Here is a 21,973-nt window from a genome sequence, read left to right as displayed (position 1 = left end):
TTTGATATTTAGCTATGTTAATACGGATAAATATTTTCTATTGTTCTGGATACCAATCCAATTGCATAACTTCAACATCCTTGCCTGCGCTGGATTTCATCACCCAGGCTTTAAACATCGCTACGTCACTCAAACCTTCTGTCCCTCTGTAATGGTATGGATACACTTTTTTAGGTTTAAAATCTGCTACAGCACTTGCAGCGCTTTTTACGGTCATGGTATAGGGTAAGTTCATACAAACAAACGCGATGTCTATATCTTCTAGAGCGCGCATTTCAGGAATGTCTTCTGTATCTCCAGAGATGTAAACACGTTGACTTCCATCATCAATTACATATCCGTTTCCTCTTCCTTTGGCGTGGAATTTAAGCGCTTCTTCGCGTAAATTATACATAGGGATGCCCTCAAAGGTTAGTGTGTCTATGCCTTTAATTTTTGTAGTGTTGCCATTGTCTAAAACAGTTATTTGTGCTTGAAGTGCTTTGTCTATCTTTTCGGCTACAGCTTTTGGGGCGATAATACCTGTCCCTGCTGCGGTTACAGCACGCAGCGTTTCCATATCAAAATGATCTCCGTGAATGTCGGTAATTAAAATAACGTTAGCAGTAGGCTGTCCGGCAAATGCTTCCGCGCCACCAACAGGATCCACATAAATTATAGTGCCATCCCAGTCCAACACCATCGTAGCGTGAGAAATAGGGGTGATGCCAATAGTTGCTGGAATGTTTTCAGTTTCGGATTGCTCACTAGTGGATGTGTTTTCTTCTACTTCAGAAAGATCTTTTTTGTTGTCTTTACAGGAAATAAACAACACAAATAATAGCGAGAGTATAATAGGCGTCTTCATAGGTCTGATTTTCTATAAAGATACAAACTGAAATGCTAACTATGAAAAATTATAGTCCATCTTTATATTACTGCGCTTATACGGATTAGGCTGCTCTAAAGGAACTTTCACAAACCCATATTTTTTATAGATGTGAATAGCATTTGTTAAAGAAGTATTGGAATACAGGAACAACTGCTGAAAGTTATTTTCTTTGGCAAACGTAATACAATACTGCATCAGTTTTTGTCCTACTTGCTTTCCTCTGGCTTCAGGTAATACGGCCATTTTTGTAATTTCAAAAGCGTGGCTACCTCTTTTCAGTAGAGCTACGGTGCCTAAAACAGTTTCATTTTCAACAGCGAAGAAGATATGACCGCCTGGTTTAATAATAAAGTGTTCTGGATCACTTAAAACGTCACGATCGTAGTCTTCCACATAAAAATAAGTTTCCAACCATTCTATATTGAGAGTATAAAAGGCGTTTGCGTAATTGGAATGATAGGGAACCAGTTGCATAGTAAAACTATTTTATGGAGAAGTTGTTAAGCTGTTACTTCAATCCCCGCCTCTTTAATTGCCTTAAAACCACCAGCTACGTCTATTACATTATGAATTCCTCTGGATTTTAAAATAGAAGCTGCAATTACAGAACGATACCCACCAGCGCAATGCACGTAAAAAGGTTCGTCACCTGGGAACTTGCTTAGATGCTGATTGATAAACTCCAATGAAGTATGTGTGGCCGAAGGGATATGTGCGCTTTCAAACTCGCCATCTTTCCGAACATCAAAAACAGGAACGTTGTTGCTTAGTTGCTCCTTTAAGGTTTCAGCAGAGACAGATTGCATGCTATCGATTTCTTTGCCAGCGTTTGTCCAGGCAGCGATGCCGCCGTCTAAAAATCCAAGGGTTTTATCGAAGCCAACGCGTGATAACCTTGTTACAGTCTCTTCTTCGCGACCTTCTGGGGCTATTAATAAAATAGGTTGCTCCACATCGGCGATCAAGGCGCCTACCCAAGGGGCGAATCCGCCGTCTATACCAATAAAGATAGATCTTGGGATGTGTGCTTCCATAAAGTCTTTTTGGTGTCTTACATCCAGTACCACAGCGCCAGTAGTGTTGGCTAGTGTTTCAAACTCTTGTGGGCTTAATTTTTTAGTACCTCGTTCCAGTACTTCGGTAATATTATCGTAGCCTTCTTTGTTCATCTTTACGTTTAAAGGAAAATATGAAGGAGGCGGTAAGAGTCCATCGGTTACTTCGGTAACAAATTCCTCTTTGGTCATGTCTTCCCGGAGCGCGTAATTCATTTTCTTTTGGTTGCCCAAGGTGTCTACGGTTTCCTTCATCATGTTTTTTCCGCAAGCCGAACCTGCTCCGTGTGCAGGATACACAATAACATCGTCTGCCAGGACCATTATTTTATTCCGCAGGCTTTCAAATAAAATGCCTGCTAAGTCTTCCTGAGTCATATCGGCACCTTTTTGGGCAAGATCTGGTCTTCCAACATCCCCTAAAAACAGCGTGTCACCACTAAAGATACAGTAGTCTTTTCCGTTGGCATCTTTCAGCAAATAGGTAGTGCTTTCCATAGTATGTCCAGGGGTATGTAATACCTTAAGGGTAAGGTTCCCAACTTTAAATTCCTGCCCGTCTTCAGCTATGATAGCATCAAAACTTGGGTTGGCATTGGGACCATAAACAATGGACGCTCCAGTAGCCTCGCTTAGCGATACGTGACCACTTACAAAATCGGCATGAAAGTGTGTTTCAAATATATACTTAATCGTAGCATGGTCCCGCTGGGCACGATCCAGATAGGGTTTGGTTTCCCGTAGCGGATCTATCACGGCAACTTCTCCATTGCTCTCAATATAGTATGCTCCCTGGCTTAAACAGCCTGTGTATATTTGCTCAACATTCATTTCCTCAAAGTTTTTACAAAGATAGGTATTGTTGTTCTTTCCTATCCCGATAATTTTGTATTAGACAAGAGACAGGCGTTTAAAGTAATCGAGCAGGGAAGTTTACTCTGAGCAAAGCCGAAGGAGAAGTGTCAATTATTTCCCAAAATCAACAACAACGGCTTAACACTTTCATGACACTTTGTATCTTTACAAGTATTATAATTTAAACAGAAATACATGAAAGTACTTTTTTTAGCAGCCTTAACAACGTTAACAGTAGGATGTAACTCCGCTCAAACAAACAAAGGCAAGAGCATGTCTCGTGAAGATTATGCAAATACGATAACTTCAGCAGAGCTGAAAACACACTTATACGAATTTGCCAGCGATGAGATGCAAGGAAGAATGACTGGAGAAAAAGGACAAAAACTGGCGGCAGAATACCTTCGTAATTTTTACCAGGATCAGGGAATTTCGGCACCCGTGGAGCCTAATAATTACTATCAAAATATTCCGGCAGAGTATTTTAACCGAATGAAAGAACCAAAGAGTTCTGAAAATGTGGTTGCCTTTATTAAGGGAAGCGAAAAGCCTGATGAAATTCTGGTGCTTTCTGCGCATTACGATCACGTAGGGATAAAAGATGGGGAGGTTTTTAATGGAGCAGATGATGACGGAAGTGGAACCATTGCTATGTTAGAAATGGCCGAAGCTTTTCAGCAAGCAGTAAAAGACGGAAATGGTCCTAAACGTTCTATTTTATTTTTACACGTTACAGGTGAAGAAATAGGATTGTATGGTTCAAAATATTATACCGATAACCCCATATTTCCATTGGCCAACACAGTAGCTAACTTAAACACCGATATGATTGGTCGTATAGATCCGGATAAAAAGGATTCGCCTAATTATGTGTATTTAATTGGTAGTGATAAATTAAGCCAGGAACTTCACGATGTTTCGGAAGCTGTTGCTAAGCAATACAGCGATTTGGAATTGGATTATAAGTTTAACGACGAAAACGATCCTAACCGTTTCTACTACCGCAGCGACCATTACAACTTCGCCAAGAACAACATTCCAATTATTTTTTATTTTAATGGAGTACACGAGGACTATCACAAAGCATCCGATACACCAGACAAGATAGAATACGAATTGTATACTAAGCGTACCAGACTTATTTTCCAGACCGCCTGGGAAGTAGCCAACCGTGAAGGACGTATTACAGCAGATAAGTTATAAGTAATTTTTAGGACGCTCACTAGTACCTATAAAAAAACCGCGCTATTTTGTAAGATAGCGCGGTTTTTAATTTGTGGTATTTAAGCTTAGCTCCAGCTATTATCTGCCAGATCTTCTAAGGTTCTCACCTTATTAAGCGTGTTTTGGATACGGGTTTTCTGATTTGATAGCGTGCTTTCAATCTGTGTTGGGAAACGATTTTCTTTTAAACGCTCTTCGTATTCTTCAACACTTGCTTTTTCACCTCTAATACACTCTTCCAATACGGCTTCGTCTTTGTCTCCGCTTAGCGATGTTTTAATATCTATCCATGCACGGTGAAGTGTTCCAGTGGTACTACCACTTTCTTTTGGAGTTTCATTCAGATTTATAATTTCGTTTGTAAGCTCATTGGCAAATTGGCTACGCTGTGCTGCTTGGTATTTAAAATACTGCTTCAGGTTATTATTTTTGGCATCTTTCATTGCCTTGGTAAATCCTTTTTCGGCATCGTAGTTTTTCTCCAGAAGTTCCTGAAGATTATTTACAAGATTATCATGAATGTCTTGATCTGCTTTTTCTTTTGTCGTTTTCATAGTTTGTTTTTTTGTGCTGAATAATTAAATACGTATCCAGCGGATTTTAGTTACATTAAAGATACAAATCTATACTACCTAAAACTCTTAGCAAATTGCTAATTGAGAAGTGTTTAACATTAGGTGTTAAAGAATATTAATGAAGTTCTACTTCAGAAGTGATACGCGTATATTTAAGGTATAATTTTTAAAACAAAAAAGCTATGAGTACCGAAGACAAAAAAATACCAGGAAAAGATGCGCACAAAACCAGTATGAAAGATAGTGCAATTGACAAGAAGTCCAATGATGCAGATGGTCGTAAAATTAACGAGCAGGTAAAAGACAAAAGAGAGCAGCACCAACCGCGAGACAACGCTTAATTCTAGCTATATGGATACTAATAAGAAAAAAGAAAAGAAGGACAAAGAAGTAACCGAAAGTTTACATCCAGATAGACATAAGGGACCTCAAAAGCCAGAGCATACCAATCAGTATGGAGATCAGGATGATGCAACAAAAACGCAGTAACCTTATATTATTATTGTAGCTATGAGCAATTCAAAGAAACATGAGGGAACAAGTACCCAAGACAAATTAAGGGTAAGCAAAAGGCAAGCTGGGTTTGATAAAGACCGTCCTTCAAAAAAAGACAGAGAATTGGACGAGCCTAATGACCCGGACAATCATAACGATCTAGATTCAACCAAAAAATCTAAAAACGATATTCCTAAAGACAGGGAGTTAGATGAGGAAACCGACGCAAAAAAAACGAAAAAAAACTAACGGTAGCCCTATTCACTACCATTTAATCAAGTAATCAATTGAGATTTCCGTTAAGATTTCCGTCTTCACGGAAATGAAAAAATACTATTTATGAAAAAAGAACAATTAATTAGTACGCTAGGGAGTTGCATTAACGCTTGTAATTATTGTGCTGATGCATGCTTAGGAGAAGACAATGTAAAGATGATGGTAGATTGCATCCGAGTAGACCGTGTGTGTGCAGAAGTTTGTAGCAGCCTATCTCAAATATTACATACCTCTTACGACAATGTAGAAGGATTGATACAGTATTGTATTAGTGTATGCGAAGACTGTAAAAACATTTGTGAAAAACACGATCACGACCACTGTCAAGCCTGTGCCAAAGCTTGTGCAGATTGTATTGATGCCTGTAAAGCCTATTTGGCTGCATAATTTTTCGGCATTTCAATTTGGCTTTGACATGCTCAATTACTCTGAGCCTGTCTGTAATCCCTTAGAAAACAAGTGATGTTACTTTTTAAGCAGTAGTGTATCGAAGGATCGGACGGATGCCCAAAAGTACTAGCTAAAATTCACTAAACAACTACAATTATGAAAAATGACAAAAGAGCCCCATTGCTCGATAAGGACAAAAAGAACGAGCAAAATATAAAGAATCAGGATTATCCTGGAGAGCCTAATTCCAAACCAGATACTCCTGAAGAGCCAACAAAAGAGAATCCTAATAAAGTGCCAGAATCCAATGATCCAGCTGGATATAGTGAAAAGGGAACTAAAAAGGAATCGCCTTCTGGGCAACGGGATAAGAACAAATAGAGTAACGTATTTAGATGATAAAAACCTGCACTGTGTGTGGGTTTTTTAATCTTATGATTTATAATGAAGAAAAAAAATAGTTTAGTATGGTTTAAAAATGACCTGCGGGTACATGATAATGAGATACTTTGCAAGGCAATAGCTTCAGGAGATAGACTGGTGTTTCTGTATGTGATTGATGTTCGTTTGTTTCAAAAACTAGCGCTGGGTTTTAGAAAAGCAGGAGCCAATCGGGTTATCTTTCTGAAGCAATCGGTAGAAAATCTTCAGCAGAATTTAGAAAAAATAGGAGGGCATCTTAGTATTGAAGTTGGGCTTCCGGAAGAAGTGGTTGCACAGTATGTTTCAACCTTTGCTTGTAACACCATCTATGGAGAAACAGAATATGCTTGGGAAGAGTTGGAAGTATTAAAAAGAGTACAGGATTCCTTAAACACTGCTGTTGAAATGGATTTGTTATGGGGTAAGACGTTGTATCATAAAGATGATATTCCATTTACAATAAATACCATTCCGCTTAGCAGCAAAGCGTATAGAATTCCGGTAAGCAAACAGACAGCGGTAAGAGAGCCCTTTTTGCCCCCCGCTGAGGTAAGAAGTGCAGAAGGCGCTACGTCCATTCTTTTCCCTCCGTACAGAGACCTAGGCTTTTCCGATGAAGAAATACGTGCGGCACAACCTTATGTAAGAGGTGGGGAAACAGCAGGTCTGGAAAGACTACATACCTATACCTTCGAAACCGAGCAACTCACCCAGTACCGCTGGACCCGTAACAGGTCTCTGGGAATGGATTATAGTTCTAAGTTCTCACCTTATCTTGCTTTGGGATGTGTATCGCCACGTACTATTTATCAAAAAGTAAAACAATATGAACAACGCATTAAAAAGAACCAAAGTACCTGGTGGTTAGTATTTGAGTTGGTGTGGCGCGATTATTTTACTTTTAAGGGAATGCGAATGGGCAACCAGATATTTAAGACAGACGGTTTCAGGAATAAGCAATTAGAATTTACCAACCATACAAGGTTATTCCAGCGTTGGTGTGAAGGAACTACAGGCATTCCTTTTATAGATGCCCATATGCGTCAACTCAATACAACAGGCTATATGAGTAATAGGGGGCGTGTAAATTGTGCTAGCTTTTTGGTGCACGATTATAAGATAGACTGGACTTGGGGCGCCGCTTACTTTGAAAGTAGATTAATAGATTATGATGTGAGCGCCAACTGGATGAACTGGCATATGCAGGCGTATGAGATTTGGTATACCAACCCAGTGAACCAGCAATTAAAGTACAATGCAAAAGAATACATTCAAAAATGGATTCCCGAGCTTTCTCATATAGAGACCAATGCAATTTACATCCCCTGGCACAAAGACGTCCAACCTCTGAAAGTACACGGCTATCCCGAGCCTGCCGAAGTTTTTAGCAAATGGGCACGTGCTATCAACCTAATTTTAAAGTCGATTGAAGCATAAGGTGTCCTCTTTAATTTCAGAAAGTATGGCATCAGGTATAAGCGTTAACTGATTTTTATACCAATCACTTGTGCAGCTAGTTTTTAAATAGCGAACTTTAGCTCAGGAAATAGAAGAATATATATGAATATAGCAATTATTGGATTTGGTCCGCGGGGTTTAGCATGTTTAGAGAATGCCGTATTGGAACTCGCTTCTGTCAACCTCAAAGAAAAACCTCATGTTCTAATTTTCGAAATGTCTGAACACATAGGTACAGGAAAAGCATGGGAAATTAACCAGCCAGAGACAAATTATATTAATATTTCAGACCATGCCTTGCAGAGTTTAAAAGGCAGAGAAAAAATAGTATGGGACGCTCTGGTAATACCTTCGTTTCCTTCTTATAGTGAATGGTGTTTGCGCAACAACAAAGAAGAAAATCTGGATGGCGATAAAGATGTGTATCCGCCCAGATCCCAGATGGGTACCTACCTGTATAAGCGTGCTACCAGCCTATGTACGGTATTGGAACAAAATGCCATACTCACAATTCATAAAGAGGAGGTCAGTTCAGTATCATATACCAATAGCCTTCTAACCATTCATGGGACGACTACTTCTTTCGAGGTAGCAGAATGTTTATTGGCCATGGGGCATACGCCTACCAGGGAGAGTGACGAAACCAAAAGGTTTAAAACTCATGCAAAAAAACAGGACGTTGTATATATTCATAATCCGTATGAGATTACGATTGCGCAACCAGATATGTCTGGAAAAAAGGTATTGATCAAAGGATTCGGACTTTCCATGCTGGATATCACCAGGCAACTTACCAATTATAAATTTGGAAGGTTCGAACAAAAGGAAAATTCAGAATATCTTCAGTTTATTGCGGAGAAAAAATGCACACAGAAAATAATTCCCTATAGTTTCGACGGATTGCCTTGCATCCCTAAGCCCTTCGGAAGAAAAATAGATAGTACTTTCGAGCCAACTCAAGTTCAGTTACATACGTTTGATCTGGCACTTCGGAATGTGTTGGCACAGCCTAAAAAGGTTAAAGATATTCAATTTGTTTTAAATGCTTTTGCTACCGTTGCGGCGGCCATTTTTCATAAAAACGCCAAAGAAAACTACAAAACGGATGAAGTAGAAGGTCTTATAAAATCCTGGTTACAAAATACCAGCACCAAGCATACACTTATTCTCGATACCGAGTTGCCAACAGTGGACTATATGAAGCAAACGGTTGAAATGGCTTTAGGTAGGGTAGCAGCTTCTTTAGATTTTACTATAGGTCAGGTATGGCGCCATATCCAACCTACTTTATATAGACTATTCGCATTTAGTGGTATTTCAGGCGAGGTAATGAAACAGCTTATCGATACAGATCAAGAGACCAAGCGCTATTCGTTTGGACCACCGGTGGAAAGTATCTTACAACTCATCGCACTACATGAAGCTTCTATTTTGGAGCTGGACTTTGTAAACAATCCTGAGATCACCACAACAGACCAGGGTTGGACGCTTTCCAAACAAGGAAAACAATGTGAAGCAGGTATATTGTGTAACTCGGTAATGGATGCTCCTGTTTTAAACAATTTGGATAGCTCCCTTCTTAGGCAACTCCATGAAGCGCAACTCCTTCAGGCAGTACATAAAGATTTAGGGGTGCTCACTCGTGCCGATAGCACCGTGATCCTTCCAAATAGCTCAGCCAAGAATATACCCCTAGCAGTTATAGGAAGAAATGCAAAAGGAAGTGTTTTAGGCACGGACGCCATCTTAGAATGCTTTAGTCCGGAAACTCACGATTGGGCAAAAGGGTTGGCGGAAAGGGTAGTGGCTTCTGCATAGCTATTTCTTATACATACGAAACACACTTCAATTTTTAGGAGGCTTTTGTTACAAAGCAATAGAAATAAATAAGATTATTCTTAAACTTATGATAAACCTATAGCCACCCCTTTTTATGTCTTGTAACTTTACGGGAAAGCAAAAAAAAAGATATGAAAAACAAAAAAATTATGATCACGGGCGCAGGTTCGGGATTGGGAAAAGGAATGGCACTGGGGTTAGCAAAAAAAGGACATTTTGTAATTGCGGGAGTCCACGTATGGGAGCAGAAATCGAAACTCCTGGAAGAAATTGAAAAAGAAGGACTGGAAGATCAAATAGAAATCATAAAACTAGACATAACAGACGATATGGATTGTCTCAATGCCTATAGTTACGATGTAGATATCTTAGTGAACAATGCTGGAATGGGCTATTCTGGACCTGTTGCTGAAATGCCAGTGGGATTATTAAGACAGGTCATGGAAGTCAATGTATTTTCGAGCCTGGAGTTTTCTCAACCTATTATCAGGCAAATGGTCGATAAAAAAGAAGGCAAGGTGATTTTTGTTTCCTCTATCGCAGGATTAACCACGTCACCTTATCTGGGAGCTTATAATGCATCTAAACACGCATTGGAATCTATTGCGCAGAGCTTGCGGGACGAACTGCACGAATTTGGTGTGCAGGTGGCAACCATTAATCCAGGACCGTATGAAACTGGTTTTAATGATAGAATGTATGAGAACTTTATGCAGTGGTATGATGATGAACACTTTTTCACGTCTGCCGAAACGATTAAAGAAGCAAGTAAAGCGCTTTTAGAGAATCAGTTTGATCCACAAGAGATGATAGATAAAATGGTAGAAGTAATACCTAAAAAATCACATCCTTTTAGGACGATCTTGCCAGAAGAATTTATTGAACAATGCCAGGAGTATCAGGCAGCTCAATACACATTACAAAGTGATGAGAAGACCGAAAGTAAAAAATAAGATGTAGCTATTACACCATTAAAACGATATCGAAAAAGGAATCGGGATGGTAGACAGGAAAAACTAAACAGTAGTGCTTCTTACAAAGCCTTTTCTTGTTATTTTAATAGGTTAGGTACTATAACAAAAAAGCCGCTCCCAATTGGAAGCGGCTTTTAACTTAAATAGTAAACAATTACTCCTTCACGATGCGCTTGGTAACAAAACCAAGGTCTCCTTCAATAGTAATAAGATATAGTCCAGACGCAAGGTCTGACATTGTAAATTGCATTTCAGAAGCCATTCCTTTTAGGTTGATGGTTTTTACCGTCTTCCCGCTTATATCACGAATGAGCGCGCTTTGTAAGGCACCGCTAGTTCTATTAATAAGGGTAAGAGACCCATGGGTTGGGTTGGGGTAAAGTACAATTCCGTTTTCCAGAGTTATCTCGTTTACTCCCAGGATACCTTCTACCGTTATATCAAACTCGCAAATAGCTTCGTTTCCTGCGGCATCTGTTGCAGTTAGGGTTACTGTGGTGGTACCTTCGTCCAGAAGCGTTCCGGCTGCTGGGTCTTGTGTGGTAATGGTAACAGGATCTGTACAGGTATCAACAGCAGTAGCCGCTCCGGTAGCAAAGTAATCTGGTACCTCGTATTGTGTAGTCCCAGCGTCCGGTAATACAGTCTGGTCTGCAGGGCACGTTAGTAAGGGTGCTTCTTCATCGGTTACGGTAATGGTGAAGGTACAGCTTGCCATATTTCCAGCATCGTCTGTTGCTGTAAATTCTATGGTGCTAACTCCTACAGGAAATTCACTTCCAGAAGCCAATCCAGCTGTTTGTAGTACCGAATCAAGATCTCCGTTAGGATCTGTTGCCGTGGCATCGGTAAAGGTTACTACAGCACTACACGCACCCGCATCATTGGTAATGGTGATATTGGCAGGGCATGTAATTACAGGAGGAACACTTAAATTAATTCCTATTAATACAGGGTCGTGATCTGATGCTCTAAAAGCATTGGCCTCATAAATTGGCAATGCACTGGATTCTCTTTGAAAAGAAGATTCGGTTGGATCCTGAATATCGTCGTTATAATCAAACACGGCTATTTCGTCTGCATTTACATGCCAAACCGTTGTTCCCGTTATCTGGTCTGCTAAGCTACCGGTAGCCAATGCATAATCCAAATATCCCAACTGGCCATCAAACACATAGCTATAGGCGTCTACTCCCTGGTAGTCTTCAATAAGATTGGTATAATCGTCTGCAGAACCCGCTGTGTCATCGCTTCCCAGGAGGATGTTGTTGATAGGGTCTTCACGCTTATACGAGTTTAGATCTCCAATAATTAAGAAATCGTCATCCCCACTAGCGGTAGGGTCTGTTGCTAACCAATCTACCAAGGCTGCAGCAGCTTCGGCTCTGGTTAGGTTACAGTTTCCTGCCCCATCATTCAGGTCTGGATCGCCCGCACAGGAAGAACCTTTCGACTTTAAGTGATTTACTGCTATGGTAAGAACACCATCCGTAGAAATTTGTCTAAAGCTTTGTGCCAGGACAGGTCGGTTTTTACTATCATCAAAACGTGGGTCTACGGTACTATCCAAAATAGCAAATGCACCTTCAAGGCTCACCGTTGCCGTGTTGTAAATAAAGGCTACAGCAATTTCATCTGTACCAATCACACCTGCATCAAGGGCTACATAGGTAGTTCCGCATATAGTATTGATACCGTTAGGACCATTTAGTAAATCGTTTATGGCTGTGGTGCCGTTGTTTTCTATTTCAATAAGCCCTACAATGTCTGCGTTTAACCCACAAATAGCAGCAGCGATCTTTTCGCGTTGTCTGTCAAGTTCAGCAGTACTGTTGGCACCTCTTTCATTTAAGGTAGTAAAGTAGTTTAATACATTAAAGCTAGCTACTTTTAAGTTGCCTCCTACATCTTCCGGCATGGCAGTTCTTGGGTTTACACTTGTAAAGTCATAACTAAAAGCTTCGTCTACAGGTCTAATTCTCCAGGCGTCTGTTCCGGATTGTCCTGCAAAAGACCAATGCATAATTCCCGTAAGGTTGCTTATCTGGTCGCCACCTCTTATAAAGTTGGTATTGCTTAATCCAGGACGAGGCCAGAAATATGGCTGGTCTGTTGGACCGTTTACATTACTGTTCTGAATGTTATTATCGTCGTCCAGAATAATGCGTGTAGCTTCCAGCTGCGCTAAATAGGCTGCATAACCAGCTACATCTGGTTCGTTCGTATCTGTAAATTGCTTTACTCTGTTGTTTGCATTCAATACTAATTGCCCGTAGCGTGCCAGTTCAAAATACTCGCTTACTACAAGATCTGTAGTAAAGGTAATAAGCATACTTTCTACACTTTCGTAGGTAGCTTCCAAATCGGTTCCTGCAGGTGCAGGCAGGGTTAAGCTGGCAGGTGTTGGTAAGGTATTGCCACTACTAACAATGGTCACACTTCCACCTCCTGTAACATCCAATTGTGTGGTTCCGAAGAACTCTACCACTGTTGCTGTTATCTCCACACGATCTCCTACGGCCACATCTGTCGCGCAGGTTTCACAGAATACGTATATCCCTTCCGAAGTAGTTGCATCGGCATCGGCATCCGCATCTTCCTCCTGAATAAAGAAACCACGTAACTGATTATCTGCCTGGTAGTCTCCAATAACAATGGCCTCTACAAGGACGGTAGTATTTTCTAAAGGACTGGTAGCTCCGTTTCCTTGTACTTCACTAATAAGAACTGTAACAGGTGGCACAGCGCCACAATCGTTTACTGCACCCGCAGTAGCTGCAGCAACACACCAGGTATTGCTTAGGTCCTCCGATGTCTCATCCTCTCCATTGGTACCATTTCCTGCGCCAGTTACTTCGGCACCTTCGGTAAGGTCGTTTCTTTGGTACGAATCTCCAGCGCCGTGTGCTGTGGCAGATACTAGCTGCTGATTTGCAATAGCCGTATCATTTCCGTAGGTACTGGCAATAGCATCGGCATCCGGGCCGTCTATACTTACGCCTGTTTTGTCTACGGCTTCATCGGTATCTCCCCAAAGTATATAGTCTAGGTCTGTTACCAGATCGGTTTCTCCATCCCAGTAAAACAAGATCGCTACTTCGCCACCGTTGGTAAAGCCCCCTTGTCCGTTTATAGAACCTGGTAAGCCTTCCAGCATATCCGGAATTCCGTCTGCTGTGGTACCGTCTTCAAAGAGCTCATAGGTTGGTGCCGTTCCGTAGGTAGTGTTGTAGTTGTCCGATCCTGCAAGGGCTACTGTTTGGTAGGCTCCTGCAGCAATGGATGCTCCGTTAGGAAAGCGTGCTAAGAAATCTCCAAAAGCACCCCCGCCAGCGTCGGCTCCGGTTACAATGTTGTAGTAATAGGCACTCCCTCCTGCAAAAGTTGCATCGGTAATGTACACGTTTGTTAAGTCTACCGCAGTAGCATTGGGGTTGTATATTTCAACAAACTCACCCGCAGTTGGGGTAACGGTTACTTCTGTAATAAGTAAAGGTAGGATCGCATTTCCGCTTACACCCGGAGAGCCAATATCGTTTCCAGAATTTCCTCCGGCAGGGATGCTGGTATAGCCTTCAAATAAAGGAGTTGCACCACCGTCTGTAGAAAGCGCCCAGTTGGCCCCCTCGTCATTATTTGCTGTAAGATCGGTTAAGTAGATAGACGCTGCATTATCGTCTACTGGCCAAGGCGTGGCATCGTCAAAAGCAACATTGTCCAGCACGTTAGTTTGCGTTACATTGTCTCCGGAATACGAAGCAAAGTCTTCCCAGATCCCTACCGTATCGCCACCGTTGTTTAAAGACATAGCGCTCCAGTTGGTTACTGCAATTAGGTTTACAGTTCCCCAGGCAGCAGTAAAATCGGCTGCTGTAATATCATCGGCATTGTATAAGATAGCGGAAGTATCTGCGGCAATAGTTCCCGCTGCAATGTTTGCTGTTGGGTGTGCTACGCCATTGTTATCGTCTACTACATAACCTGCAAGGTCTACAGTAGTCCCTCCGGCGTTGTACACTTCAAGGTATTCCCAGTCGTCCTCGTCACTATTGGGGTTGTACATAATTTCTGAAATTACCAGCTGCGAACTTGCAAATCCGTTTACGGTAAGATTATCTATTCCCATAGGTTCAGATCCACTAGGCGTACCACTCCAGCTGATGCGAATGGTTACCGAAGCGGCTACCAATCCATCTAACAGGGTAGACGTATAGGTGTCAAAAGAACCCGTTGCAGGGTCGCATTTATCCAGGAAGCCCACCGAAGTTGCACTGCCATCTATAAATAACTCGAGAGGATCATTAAAGTCTGGTACTAAGCCTCCGTCCAGTGCTCGGTAGGTTTTTGAAGCGCTCTCGTCTGTTGCTGCTCTAAAGATCTCCTGGTATGCACCGCCGTCTACAGCAGCTTCAATTAAGAAACCATCTGTAGTGCTGGCTTCAAAATCGCCAATAGCACCTAAGTCCATTGTAATAGACGTAAGGGTTGCGGTACCCCAACCACTAAAGGTTAAGGTAGCGTTGTTTACCGCTACACCATCTGCATCGTTTAAGGCAAAAAAGGCGGTAGTGTTTTGTCCGGCAAGACCAGACAGATCGCCAGGAAAGTTGGTGCCCGTTCTGGCGCCACTTACATCGGCTGCGGTATCATCGGCCACGTCAAAAGGCATTCCGGTACCACCTGCCTGTCCGTCTACCCGTCCAAATACATCGCCACCTGTTGCGGTGTTATAATTTGCTACGTTGGCTGTGTTGGTGAGGTTTACGTCATTGCCGTCAAAATCTTCAAATCCTAAAGTAGTCTGGGCAAAAGCCTGCGAGACGGTTAGGAGTAAGGCGAGTACAAAGTACACGGGGAGTTGTTTTCTTTTCATTTTAATTGTTTTATTCCTATTTAATTAAGTATGAGCACCTTGCATATAGCACTAGCTAAGGGCTTTATTTGCAGGCAAAACTACTAGTATTTAATTAAAAAACCTCAGTGATTCAAAAGCTTAATAATGCGTTAATATTGGAGTGCATTTGTAACTGGTTTAAGGTTTGTAAATCAAAGTTTTGGAAACATAAGGGTGAAGAAGCACATCACAAATCACACCTGCCAAACAACAAACAAAAAAACATCTTGTCAAGTATGCTGAGTGATGCTACTGTTTCTTCGGAATGGGATTGAAGGGCATCCGTTCACTAAAATCCCGTACCTTTATCCTCACAGTATCCAATTATAATTTTCTATGAAATTAGTATCCTTATTCGCTTGTCTGTTTTTATTTCTATGCTCCAGTTGTAATGAGATAGATCCAAAAGGGGAAAAGGAGGTGCGCGCCTTTGTACAGCAATGGAACGAGAACCATACACAACTAAAAGCTCCCTTCCTGAAACCTAACTATATGGATGTGGTGAACTACTACGGTACAGACCACACCAAAGAAGAGGTATTACAGGATAAACTCCTGTTGTTTCAGCAGTTTCCAGACTATACACAACAGCTAGATACCAACCAGGTACGCATTACCAAAGAAGCAGGGAACTATCTGGTGGTCTTTACTAATCAGGTACAGTACAATGGCGTGGATGCGGCGTATGAATGGTATGTATCTTTAGTCTTAAAAAATGGCGGCTATAAAATAGTAAGCGAAGGGATCGCAGAAGATGCCAAACATAAAGATGCTCCTATTTTTCCAGACTATCGCGAAACAACTATGGTCATCCCAAGAAACCGCCAACTCTTTGGCGATTTTAATGGCGACGCGCTATCAGATTATGCGTTTGTTACGAGTCCGGAACTAGTGGCTGGTACTCAAAAAAGCAAGCAAGCTACTGCTAAGGCTCTTTGTAAGGGTGGTTGCAGCAGTATTATTAATTTTAGCGCGCCAGGATTACAATCCATTACCATAGAAGATGCCTACCAATCGCAACTGGAAAATCTAAAAGACCTAAATGGCGACGGGGCAGACGAGATAGGTTTCTGGAATATACAACCTACCACCAAAAGCCTGTATGTTTTTGATGCTACTACAAGCAAGTTACTTACTCCGCCCATAGTCATAAATACCGCAGTGCATAAAAACCTAAACCTAATAGACGTCTTTAAAAAGTCTGGCGCCAACAAGATCACAGTGACGCGTAGTGTGGAGCGTGATGGGAAATGGGTTTTGGTGAGTGAAATTGTGGGGTTGGAGTGATTTGGTATGAAGTGCGAGTTCTTATTCTCTCTTATCAATTAAGATAAACATATCTTTTTAATCATTTTCAATTAATATGCATTTGTATTAGCGTTAAATGAATTCTCAACTTTTTGCTAATCAGACACCTATGTTAATTTACCTTGTTTTTACGGAAATCCTCATTCGTAGTGCCTACAAATAAGGCTATATTTATAATCTCCCCACTCATTAATTCATATTCATCTTTAACCCATACTACCATGGCTAAAAAACCAAATCACAATGCAGACATCAAAAACCCAAATAAAGGAACTGATGGAACAAATAAAACATACGATAAAAACCAAGGAAATCGTGGGAAAGATTTGAACCCTAATAAGAATACTAAGAAGTAAAGTTAACTTGAGACACTATCCAATATGCCAGAAATAAAAGAAAAGAACAAATATGGAAAAACAATTTTCTATATAGATGGTAACGAAATAAAAGAAAAGAATAAATACGGAAACACGCTATTCTATATAGACTTTCCTGAAATAAAAGAAAAGAACAAATATGGTTCTTCAAGATTTTACTTGGATGGATATGATATTAAAGAAAAGAACAAATACGGAAGTACAAGATATTTTATAGATGGGTCTGAAGTAAAAGAGAAAAACAAATATGGTACTTCCATTTATTTTATAGATGGAGATGAAATTAAAGTGAAAAACAAATATGGGCAGGTAGTCTATTATATAGATGGAGCTATCACTAGAGACCAGTTACATGCATTAATTTCAATTATCTAAAATATGACTTCAAATTACAGTTCCAGTATTACAGATATTCCTAAGAACGCCCAACAAAAAGACAGCTTTGGTATTCAACCGTTCGAAGATGGACTTGTAAATTTTATCCAGCATACTAATACGCCAATCACCATTGCATTGCAAGGTGAATGGGGGAGTGGAAAAACTTCATTAATGAATAGCTTACGCCGAAATCTTAGCGAAAGCAAACAAGCAAAGTTTCACGCTATTTGGCTAAATACTTGGGAATACGCCTTAATGAATGACGCTCAAACCACGCTGCTCAATATCTTAGGTAAGCTTATTCAGGAAACCTCTAAGATTGCCAATGTAGACGAAACTAAGACAAAACAGTTGTTAGGAAAGCTATATCAATTCGGAAAGTCTACAGCAACCTTTGTAGCCAAAACAGCAGTTAATAAAGTAGCAGATGGAGCTGGAGATTATTTAGCAGATCAATTGAGTGCTGAAGAATCTAGATCTACTATTTCAGAAATACGTGAAGAATTGCAAACTGCAATAACAACGTGTTGCTCCAATCATCAAAAAGAAAACTTCATTTTTTTTATAGACGATTTAGATAGGATAGACCCACCCGTTGCGGTGCAATTATTAGAATTGCTTAAAAACATCTTTACCTTAGAAAACTGTGTGTTTATATTAGCAATAGACTATGACGTAGTAATAAAAGGACTCGAACCAAAATTTGGAGCATATTCAGATAAAAATGAACGAGAGTTTCGTTCCTTCTTCGATAAAATTATTCAAGTTCCGTTTACAATGCCTGTTACTAGGTATGAAATTAATGATTTCCTTAAGGATAGCTTACAAAGTATTAATTATATTTCAGAACAAGAAGCCTCCAATGATGAGCAAATTAGTAAGTTTTCAGAAATAGCAAGTTATACAGTGGGTTCTAACCCAAGGGCGTTAAAGCGCTTAATGAATTCCCTTTCCCTTATTTCTTGTATCAATAAAGCCAAGAATAAAACGGATAAGGATGATGAAGACTTAAAAGGAGAGCTAGAAGTTCTGGTTAATTTTGCCTTAGTGAGTATTCAAATTGCATATCCCTTAGTGTATCGCCTATTGTCACTGCATCCGGGTTTCGATCGTTGGAACGAAGCGGTTGCATTACAAATGAATCTGAAACCTCTGGACGATGTAAGCAAAGCAAAGCTTGCCACAAACCCTGAGTTCGATGAAGATTGGGAACAAGTTCTGTTTAGACTATGCGAAAACGATTTCTTCCTTAAGAAAAAATCATTACTTATTTCCAAGTTACTAAATGTCCTGCGGGAAGCTATAGTAAATAAAGATGAAAATATAGAAGATATTATTGGTGCAGTTATTTCACTGTCCTCTGTTACAAATTTAGAAGCCTTTGATAAAGGGCCAGTAGATTATCATCGTGGTTGGTTCCTAAAAGAACTTCGCACTCCTTTGGTAAAACAGTTAAAGTTAGACCTCCCAAACGTGCCTACTATTAAAGAGCAAGGTAAGAGAGTTCAGTCCAACGCCTATATAAAATGTGTGGACGGCAAAAAGGAGAACGTAATCAAACTTTATTCCCACCCGCACCACGGGCAAGTAAGACTTATAATAATAGCCGAAAAATGGATGGCTCCAATAAACCATCAAAATTTGGAGGACTGTTTCAGGGAAGCAGGCACCTTAGATACCTTTAAAGAGTTAGAACAACGTTATAATAGTTTCATCAATTCTTTTGAAGGTTTTGAGCAAGGTGCATTACAAGACCAAAATTCAAAGATGCTTAAATACCATCAAATTAATCCACATATTTACCTAACCTTACCAAACCCTCATGCTTTTCATGAACCAGAAAATGTTGCACGCATCAGTAAGGTAATCGCCGCATTGTACGCTTTTCTAGTAGAACTAGGAAAAATAGGATACGACACAAAAACCTTTTATGAAAATTAACACTAACAGACTTTATAATGAAATTAGATTATCTTTTTTTTAGAAGAATTGGGTAGTGTGGCGTATCATACATTTGAATACTTTAAAAATCAATCAAATTAAAACTTACCATAATGGCATTTCAGACACCTATCACAATTAAATCTGTCCTACATAAAATAGATTATAATCAATTACTATTGCCTGCAATTCAAAGAGAATTTGAATGGGAATGGTGGAAAATTGAACTACTATTTGATTCTTTAATGAGGGACTATCCAATTGGCTCTATGCTTTTTTGGCGTGTAGAGGGTGAAAATAGAAGTAAACAACGTTTCTACACTATACTAAAAGAATACAGAGAGCATTATAAAACACATTGTGATGAAATAGATACAAGTGGTCTTTCTTCGTTTGAAGCTGTACTAGACGGGCAACAGAGACTTACTGCTATATATTTGGGATTGAAGGGAAGTTATGCTTACAAAATTAAATATAGACATCTTAAGGACGACGAACATTCAATACCAACCAGAAAACTATATCTAAATTTAGATAATCCTTGTCCCCAGAATGAATTGGAAGGCGATGTTCCAGAGGATGGAAGGTTTTATGACTTCAGGTTTTTTTCAGATTGGGAAATAAATAATTTGAATGGAGAAAACTGGTTCCCAGTAAGAGAAATTTTAAAAATTGAAGATAATTTCGACCTTAATGAATATTTAAAGAAAAACGGTTGGGATGAAGATAAGTTTAAATCAAAAACGCTTTCAAAGCTCCAATTTGTTGTCCATACAAAATTATTAATTAATTACTACTTAGAAACCGGACAGGACTATGAAAAAGCATTGAACATATTTATTCGTATAAATAGTGGCGGAAAACCTTTAAGTTATTCAGATTTAATAATGTCCACTATTGTAGCGGTATGGACCAAGGTAAATGCTAGAGATGTCATACATCGCTTGGTAGATTTTATATGGGACGAATATGGTTTTATTATCGATAAAGATATAATTCTAAGATCCTACCTTATGCTTTATTGTGATGATATAAAATTCAGAGTAACAAATTTCAATGTAGAAAACGCCATTGAGTTTGAAGATAATTGGAATAGTATAAGCGATAGTATAAAAGAAGCATTTCGCTTGGTTATGGATTTTGCTTATGCTCAAAAAACACTTTCTTCGGTAAACGCTATACTGCCAATTATTTATTATATACATAATACAAAAAAATATAAAGACTTTTCAACCAAGATAGCATATAAAGAAGACAGGGAGGTAATAAAAAAATGGTTACATACAGTTTTGCTACATAGAATTTTTGGAGGTCAAGCAGACTCAGTTCTTAAAAACATAAGAGATGCAATTAAAAAGGGAATTGAGGAGGGAGCTATAAATTTTCCTGCAAAGGAAATAGCAAAAAGGCTAGCTAAAACTAGAAAAAGTATAACTGTCGATGATGAGTTTTTAGAGAATCTATTGCATACTCAGAAAGACGATAGATATGCATTTCCAATTTTAGCATTATTATATCCAAATATGGATTATCGAAATAACGATTTTAATTTAGACCATATTCACCCTTTTGATGCCTTTAAAAGAAAGAATCTTCAAAAAGCCAATATACTTATAAACGAAGATAATGAATGGTATTTCGAAAATTCAAGTTGTTATAACGGTATTGTAAATCTTCAAATGCTAGATAGTAATGCAAACAAATCTAAAGGTAGTCTGTCTCTAATTAAGTGGGTTGAGAAAGAAAAACCAATTCTAAACAAAACATTTATAACCAATAAAAACCATTTGCTTGAAAACTTTCCAGAATTTGTAGATGAACGTTGGGAAGTACTAAAGATTGAGTTAAAGAAAGCTATGAGCTTTCAATAAGTAATATCACGATGATAAATAGTAAAATTTGTTCAAAAATAGTGTGTTACATTACAAATAAACTTCCAAATTAAGTCCAAAACCTATTTTTAAACGAATAATTGTTGCAGTATAACGATTATTTCATAAATTACTTGTTTTGCTAAAACAATAACACTTATATTTGCAGTATAAAAATTATAGCACCTTATACTGTTGAAACAAAAGCTTAAACATATCGCAACTATTACCTCGGGATTTTCTTTTCGGGGAAAAATCACTCCAGATATTGGAGGAACTGTACGGGTTATTCAGTTAAAGAATGTACAAGACAATCTTACTATAGATGATGCTTGTATTTGCTTAGATAGCAAAAAGATAAAACCACAATACTTATTATCTCAAAACGAAGTACTTTTTATGGCAAAAGGTGCCAATAATTTTGCATTGGTGCCAGACCTTTCTGCACAACACCCTACTATTGCCAGTGCTGTCTTTTTCGTAATTTCAGTAAACCCGAAAATGGCACACCCAGACTATGTAGCATGGCAAATCAATCAAACACGAGCACAAAATCATTTTAAGTCATTAGCGGCAGGAACCTATCAAACCAATATTAATAGAGAGGTGTTGGAGAATACTCCTATACTATTGCCTAGCCTAGAAAAACAGGAACTCATTGCAAAAATTATCACCTTAAAGAAAAAAGAAGAAATACTTACAGCAGGAATTCAAGAATATAAAACCAATCTTATAACTGCTACCATTTACAAATCTATCAAAAAATAAT

20 protein-coding genes are annotated in these 21,973 nt (G+C 39.3%); 15 read left to right on the top strand and 5 right to left on the bottom strand.

What is annotated here, in order from left to right:
• Positions 1-37: 37 nt before the first annotated feature.
• Genes ACQ2HF_RS15630 through ACQ2HF_RS15620 form a run of 3 tightly spaced genes read right to left on the bottom strand, consistent with a single transcriptional unit; the run spans position 38 to position 2,757 of the window.
• Positions 38-847, bottom strand: coding sequence for an MBL fold metallo-hydrolase (locus ACQ2HF_RS15630; RefSeq protein WP_432411356.1), 810 nt, complete (start codon positions 845-847; stop codon positions 38-40).
• Positions 848-886: 39 nt separating this feature from the next.
• Positions 887-1,345 (bottom strand): GNAT family N-acetyltransferase, encoded by a 459-nt coding sequence (locus ACQ2HF_RS15625; RefSeq protein ID WP_432411355.1) that lies wholly within the window; start codon positions 1,343-1,345, stop codon positions 887-889.
• A 26-nt stretch (positions 1,346-1,371) separates the two neighbouring features.
• A complete protein-coding gene (locus ACQ2HF_RS15620) occupies positions 1,372-2,757 on the bottom strand; it encodes an MBL fold metallo-hydrolase (RefSeq protein WP_432411354.1) in 1,386 nt (461 codons plus the stop codon).
• 219 nt (positions 2,758-2,976) lie between these two features.
• On the opposite strand from ACQ2HF_RS15620, the gene ACQ2HF_RS15615 reads away from it, so the two are divergent.
• The gene (locus ACQ2HF_RS15615) at positions 2,977-3,984 is read left to right on the top strand and encodes a M28 family metallopeptidase (protein ID WP_432411353.1); all 1,008 of its coding nucleotides are present in this window, start codon (positions 2,977-2,979) and stop codon (positions 3,982-3,984) included.
• An 86-nt stretch (positions 3,985-4,070) separates the two neighbouring features.
• Here ACQ2HF_RS15615 and ACQ2HF_RS15610 read toward each other — a convergent pair whose 3' ends face one another.
• Complete coding sequence (locus ACQ2HF_RS15610; RefSeq protein ID WP_432411352.1) at positions 4,071-4,559, bottom strand: ferritin-like domain-containing protein; 489 nt, start codon at positions 4,557-4,559, stop codon at positions 4,071-4,073.
• A 203-nt stretch (positions 4,560-4,762) separates the two neighbouring features.
• Between ACQ2HF_RS15610 and ACQ2HF_RS15605 the strand changes: the two genes are divergently transcribed.
• The 8 genes from ACQ2HF_RS15605 (at position 4,763) to ACQ2HF_RS15570 (ending at position 10,414) form a co-directional block, all read left to right on the top strand.
• Positions 4,763-4,921, top strand: a complete 159-nt coding sequence (locus ACQ2HF_RS15605) for a hypothetical protein (RefSeq protein WP_432411351.1) — start codon at positions 4,763-4,765, stop codon at positions 4,919-4,921.
• 10 nt (positions 4,922-4,931) lie between these two features.
• Positions 4,932-5,069 (top strand): hypothetical protein, encoded by a 138-nt coding sequence (locus ACQ2HF_RS15600; protein ID WP_432411350.1) that lies wholly within the window; start codon positions 4,932-4,934, stop codon positions 5,067-5,069.
• 21 nt (positions 5,070-5,090) lie between these two features.
• A complete protein-coding gene (locus tag ACQ2HF_RS15595; RefSeq protein WP_432411349.1) occupies positions 5,091-5,324 on the top strand; it encodes a hypothetical protein in 234 nt (77 codons plus the stop codon).
• Between the two features lie 90 nt (positions 5,325-5,414).
• Complete coding sequence (locus ACQ2HF_RS15590) at positions 5,415-5,738, top strand: four-helix bundle copper-binding protein (protein WP_432411348.1); 324 nt, start codon at positions 5,415-5,417, stop codon at positions 5,736-5,738.
• 159 nt (positions 5,739-5,897) lie between these two features.
• The gene (locus ACQ2HF_RS15585; protein ID WP_432411347.1) at positions 5,898-6,122 is read left to right on the top strand and encodes a hypothetical protein; all 225 of its coding nucleotides are present in this window, start codon (positions 5,898-5,900) and stop codon (positions 6,120-6,122) included.
• Between the two features lie 63 nt (positions 6,123-6,185).
• On the top strand, positions 6,186-7,601 hold the full coding sequence (locus tag ACQ2HF_RS15580; protein WP_432411346.1) for a DASH family cryptochrome: 1,416 nt from the start codon (positions 6,186-6,188) through the stop codon (positions 7,599-7,601).
• Between the two features lie 123 nt (positions 7,602-7,724).
• Positions 7,725-9,440, top strand: coding sequence for an FAD/NAD(P)-binding protein (locus ACQ2HF_RS15575; RefSeq protein WP_432411345.1), 1,716 nt, complete (start codon positions 7,725-7,727; stop codon positions 9,438-9,440).
• A gap of 152 nt (positions 9,441-9,592) precedes the next feature.
• Positions 9,593-10,414: an SDR family oxidoreductase gene (locus tag ACQ2HF_RS15570; RefSeq protein WP_432411344.1), complete on the top strand. Its 822-nt coding sequence runs from the start codon at positions 9,593-9,595 to the stop codon at positions 10,412-10,414.
• 175 nt (positions 10,415-10,589) lie between these two features.
• On the opposite strand, the gene ACQ2HF_RS15565 is transcribed toward ACQ2HF_RS15570, so the two are convergent.
• Positions 10,590-15,308 (bottom strand): ExeM/NucH family extracellular endonuclease, encoded by a 4,719-nt coding sequence (locus tag ACQ2HF_RS15565; protein WP_432411343.1) that lies wholly within the window; start codon positions 15,306-15,308, stop codon positions 10,590-10,592.
• Between the two features lie 357 nt (positions 15,309-15,665).
• On the opposite strand from ACQ2HF_RS15565, the gene ACQ2HF_RS15560 reads away from it, so the two are divergent.
• The 6 genes from ACQ2HF_RS15560 to ACQ2HF_RS15535 all read left to right on the top strand — a co-directional run bounded on the left by ACQ2HF_RS15560 (position 15,666) and on the right by ACQ2HF_RS15535 (position 21,972).
• Positions 15,666-16,616 (top strand): hypothetical protein, encoded by a 951-nt coding sequence (locus tag ACQ2HF_RS15560; RefSeq protein WP_432411342.1) that lies wholly within the window; start codon positions 15,666-15,668, stop codon positions 16,614-16,616.
• 242 nt (positions 16,617-16,858) lie between these two features.
• Positions 16,859-16,993, top strand: a complete 135-nt coding sequence (locus ACQ2HF_RS15555) for a hypothetical protein (protein WP_432411341.1) — start codon at positions 16,859-16,861, stop codon at positions 16,991-16,993.
• 24 nt (positions 16,994-17,017) lie between these two features.
• Entirely contained in the window at positions 17,018-17,389 is a 372-nt protein-coding gene (locus ACQ2HF_RS15550; protein ID WP_432411340.1) for a hypothetical protein, read from the top strand.
• A 3-nt stretch (positions 17,390-17,392) separates the two neighbouring features.
• A complete protein-coding gene (locus tag ACQ2HF_RS15545) occupies positions 17,393-19,333 on the top strand; it encodes a KAP family P-loop NTPase fold protein (RefSeq protein WP_432411339.1) in 1,941 nt (646 codons plus the stop codon).
• Between the two features lie 113 nt (positions 19,334-19,446).
• On the top strand, positions 19,447-21,204 hold the full coding sequence (locus ACQ2HF_RS15540) for a DUF262 domain-containing protein (RefSeq protein ID WP_432411338.1): 1,758 nt from the start codon (positions 19,447-19,449) through the stop codon (positions 21,202-21,204).
• 195 nt (positions 21,205-21,399) lie between these two features.
• Entirely contained in the window at positions 21,400-21,972 is a 573-nt protein-coding gene (locus ACQ2HF_RS15535) for a restriction endonuclease subunit S (protein ID WP_432411337.1), read from the top strand.
• The last annotated feature ends 1 nt before the right edge of the window (position 21,973 follow it).

Origin of the sequence: Rasiella sp. SM2506, from assembly GCF_050859505.1 — a bacterium.
Classification (GTDB): domain Bacteria; phylum Bacteroidota; class Bacteroidia; order Flavobacteriales; family Flavobacteriaceae; genus Marinirhabdus.
This window is presented reverse-complemented; position numbering and strand designations above follow the sequence as displayed.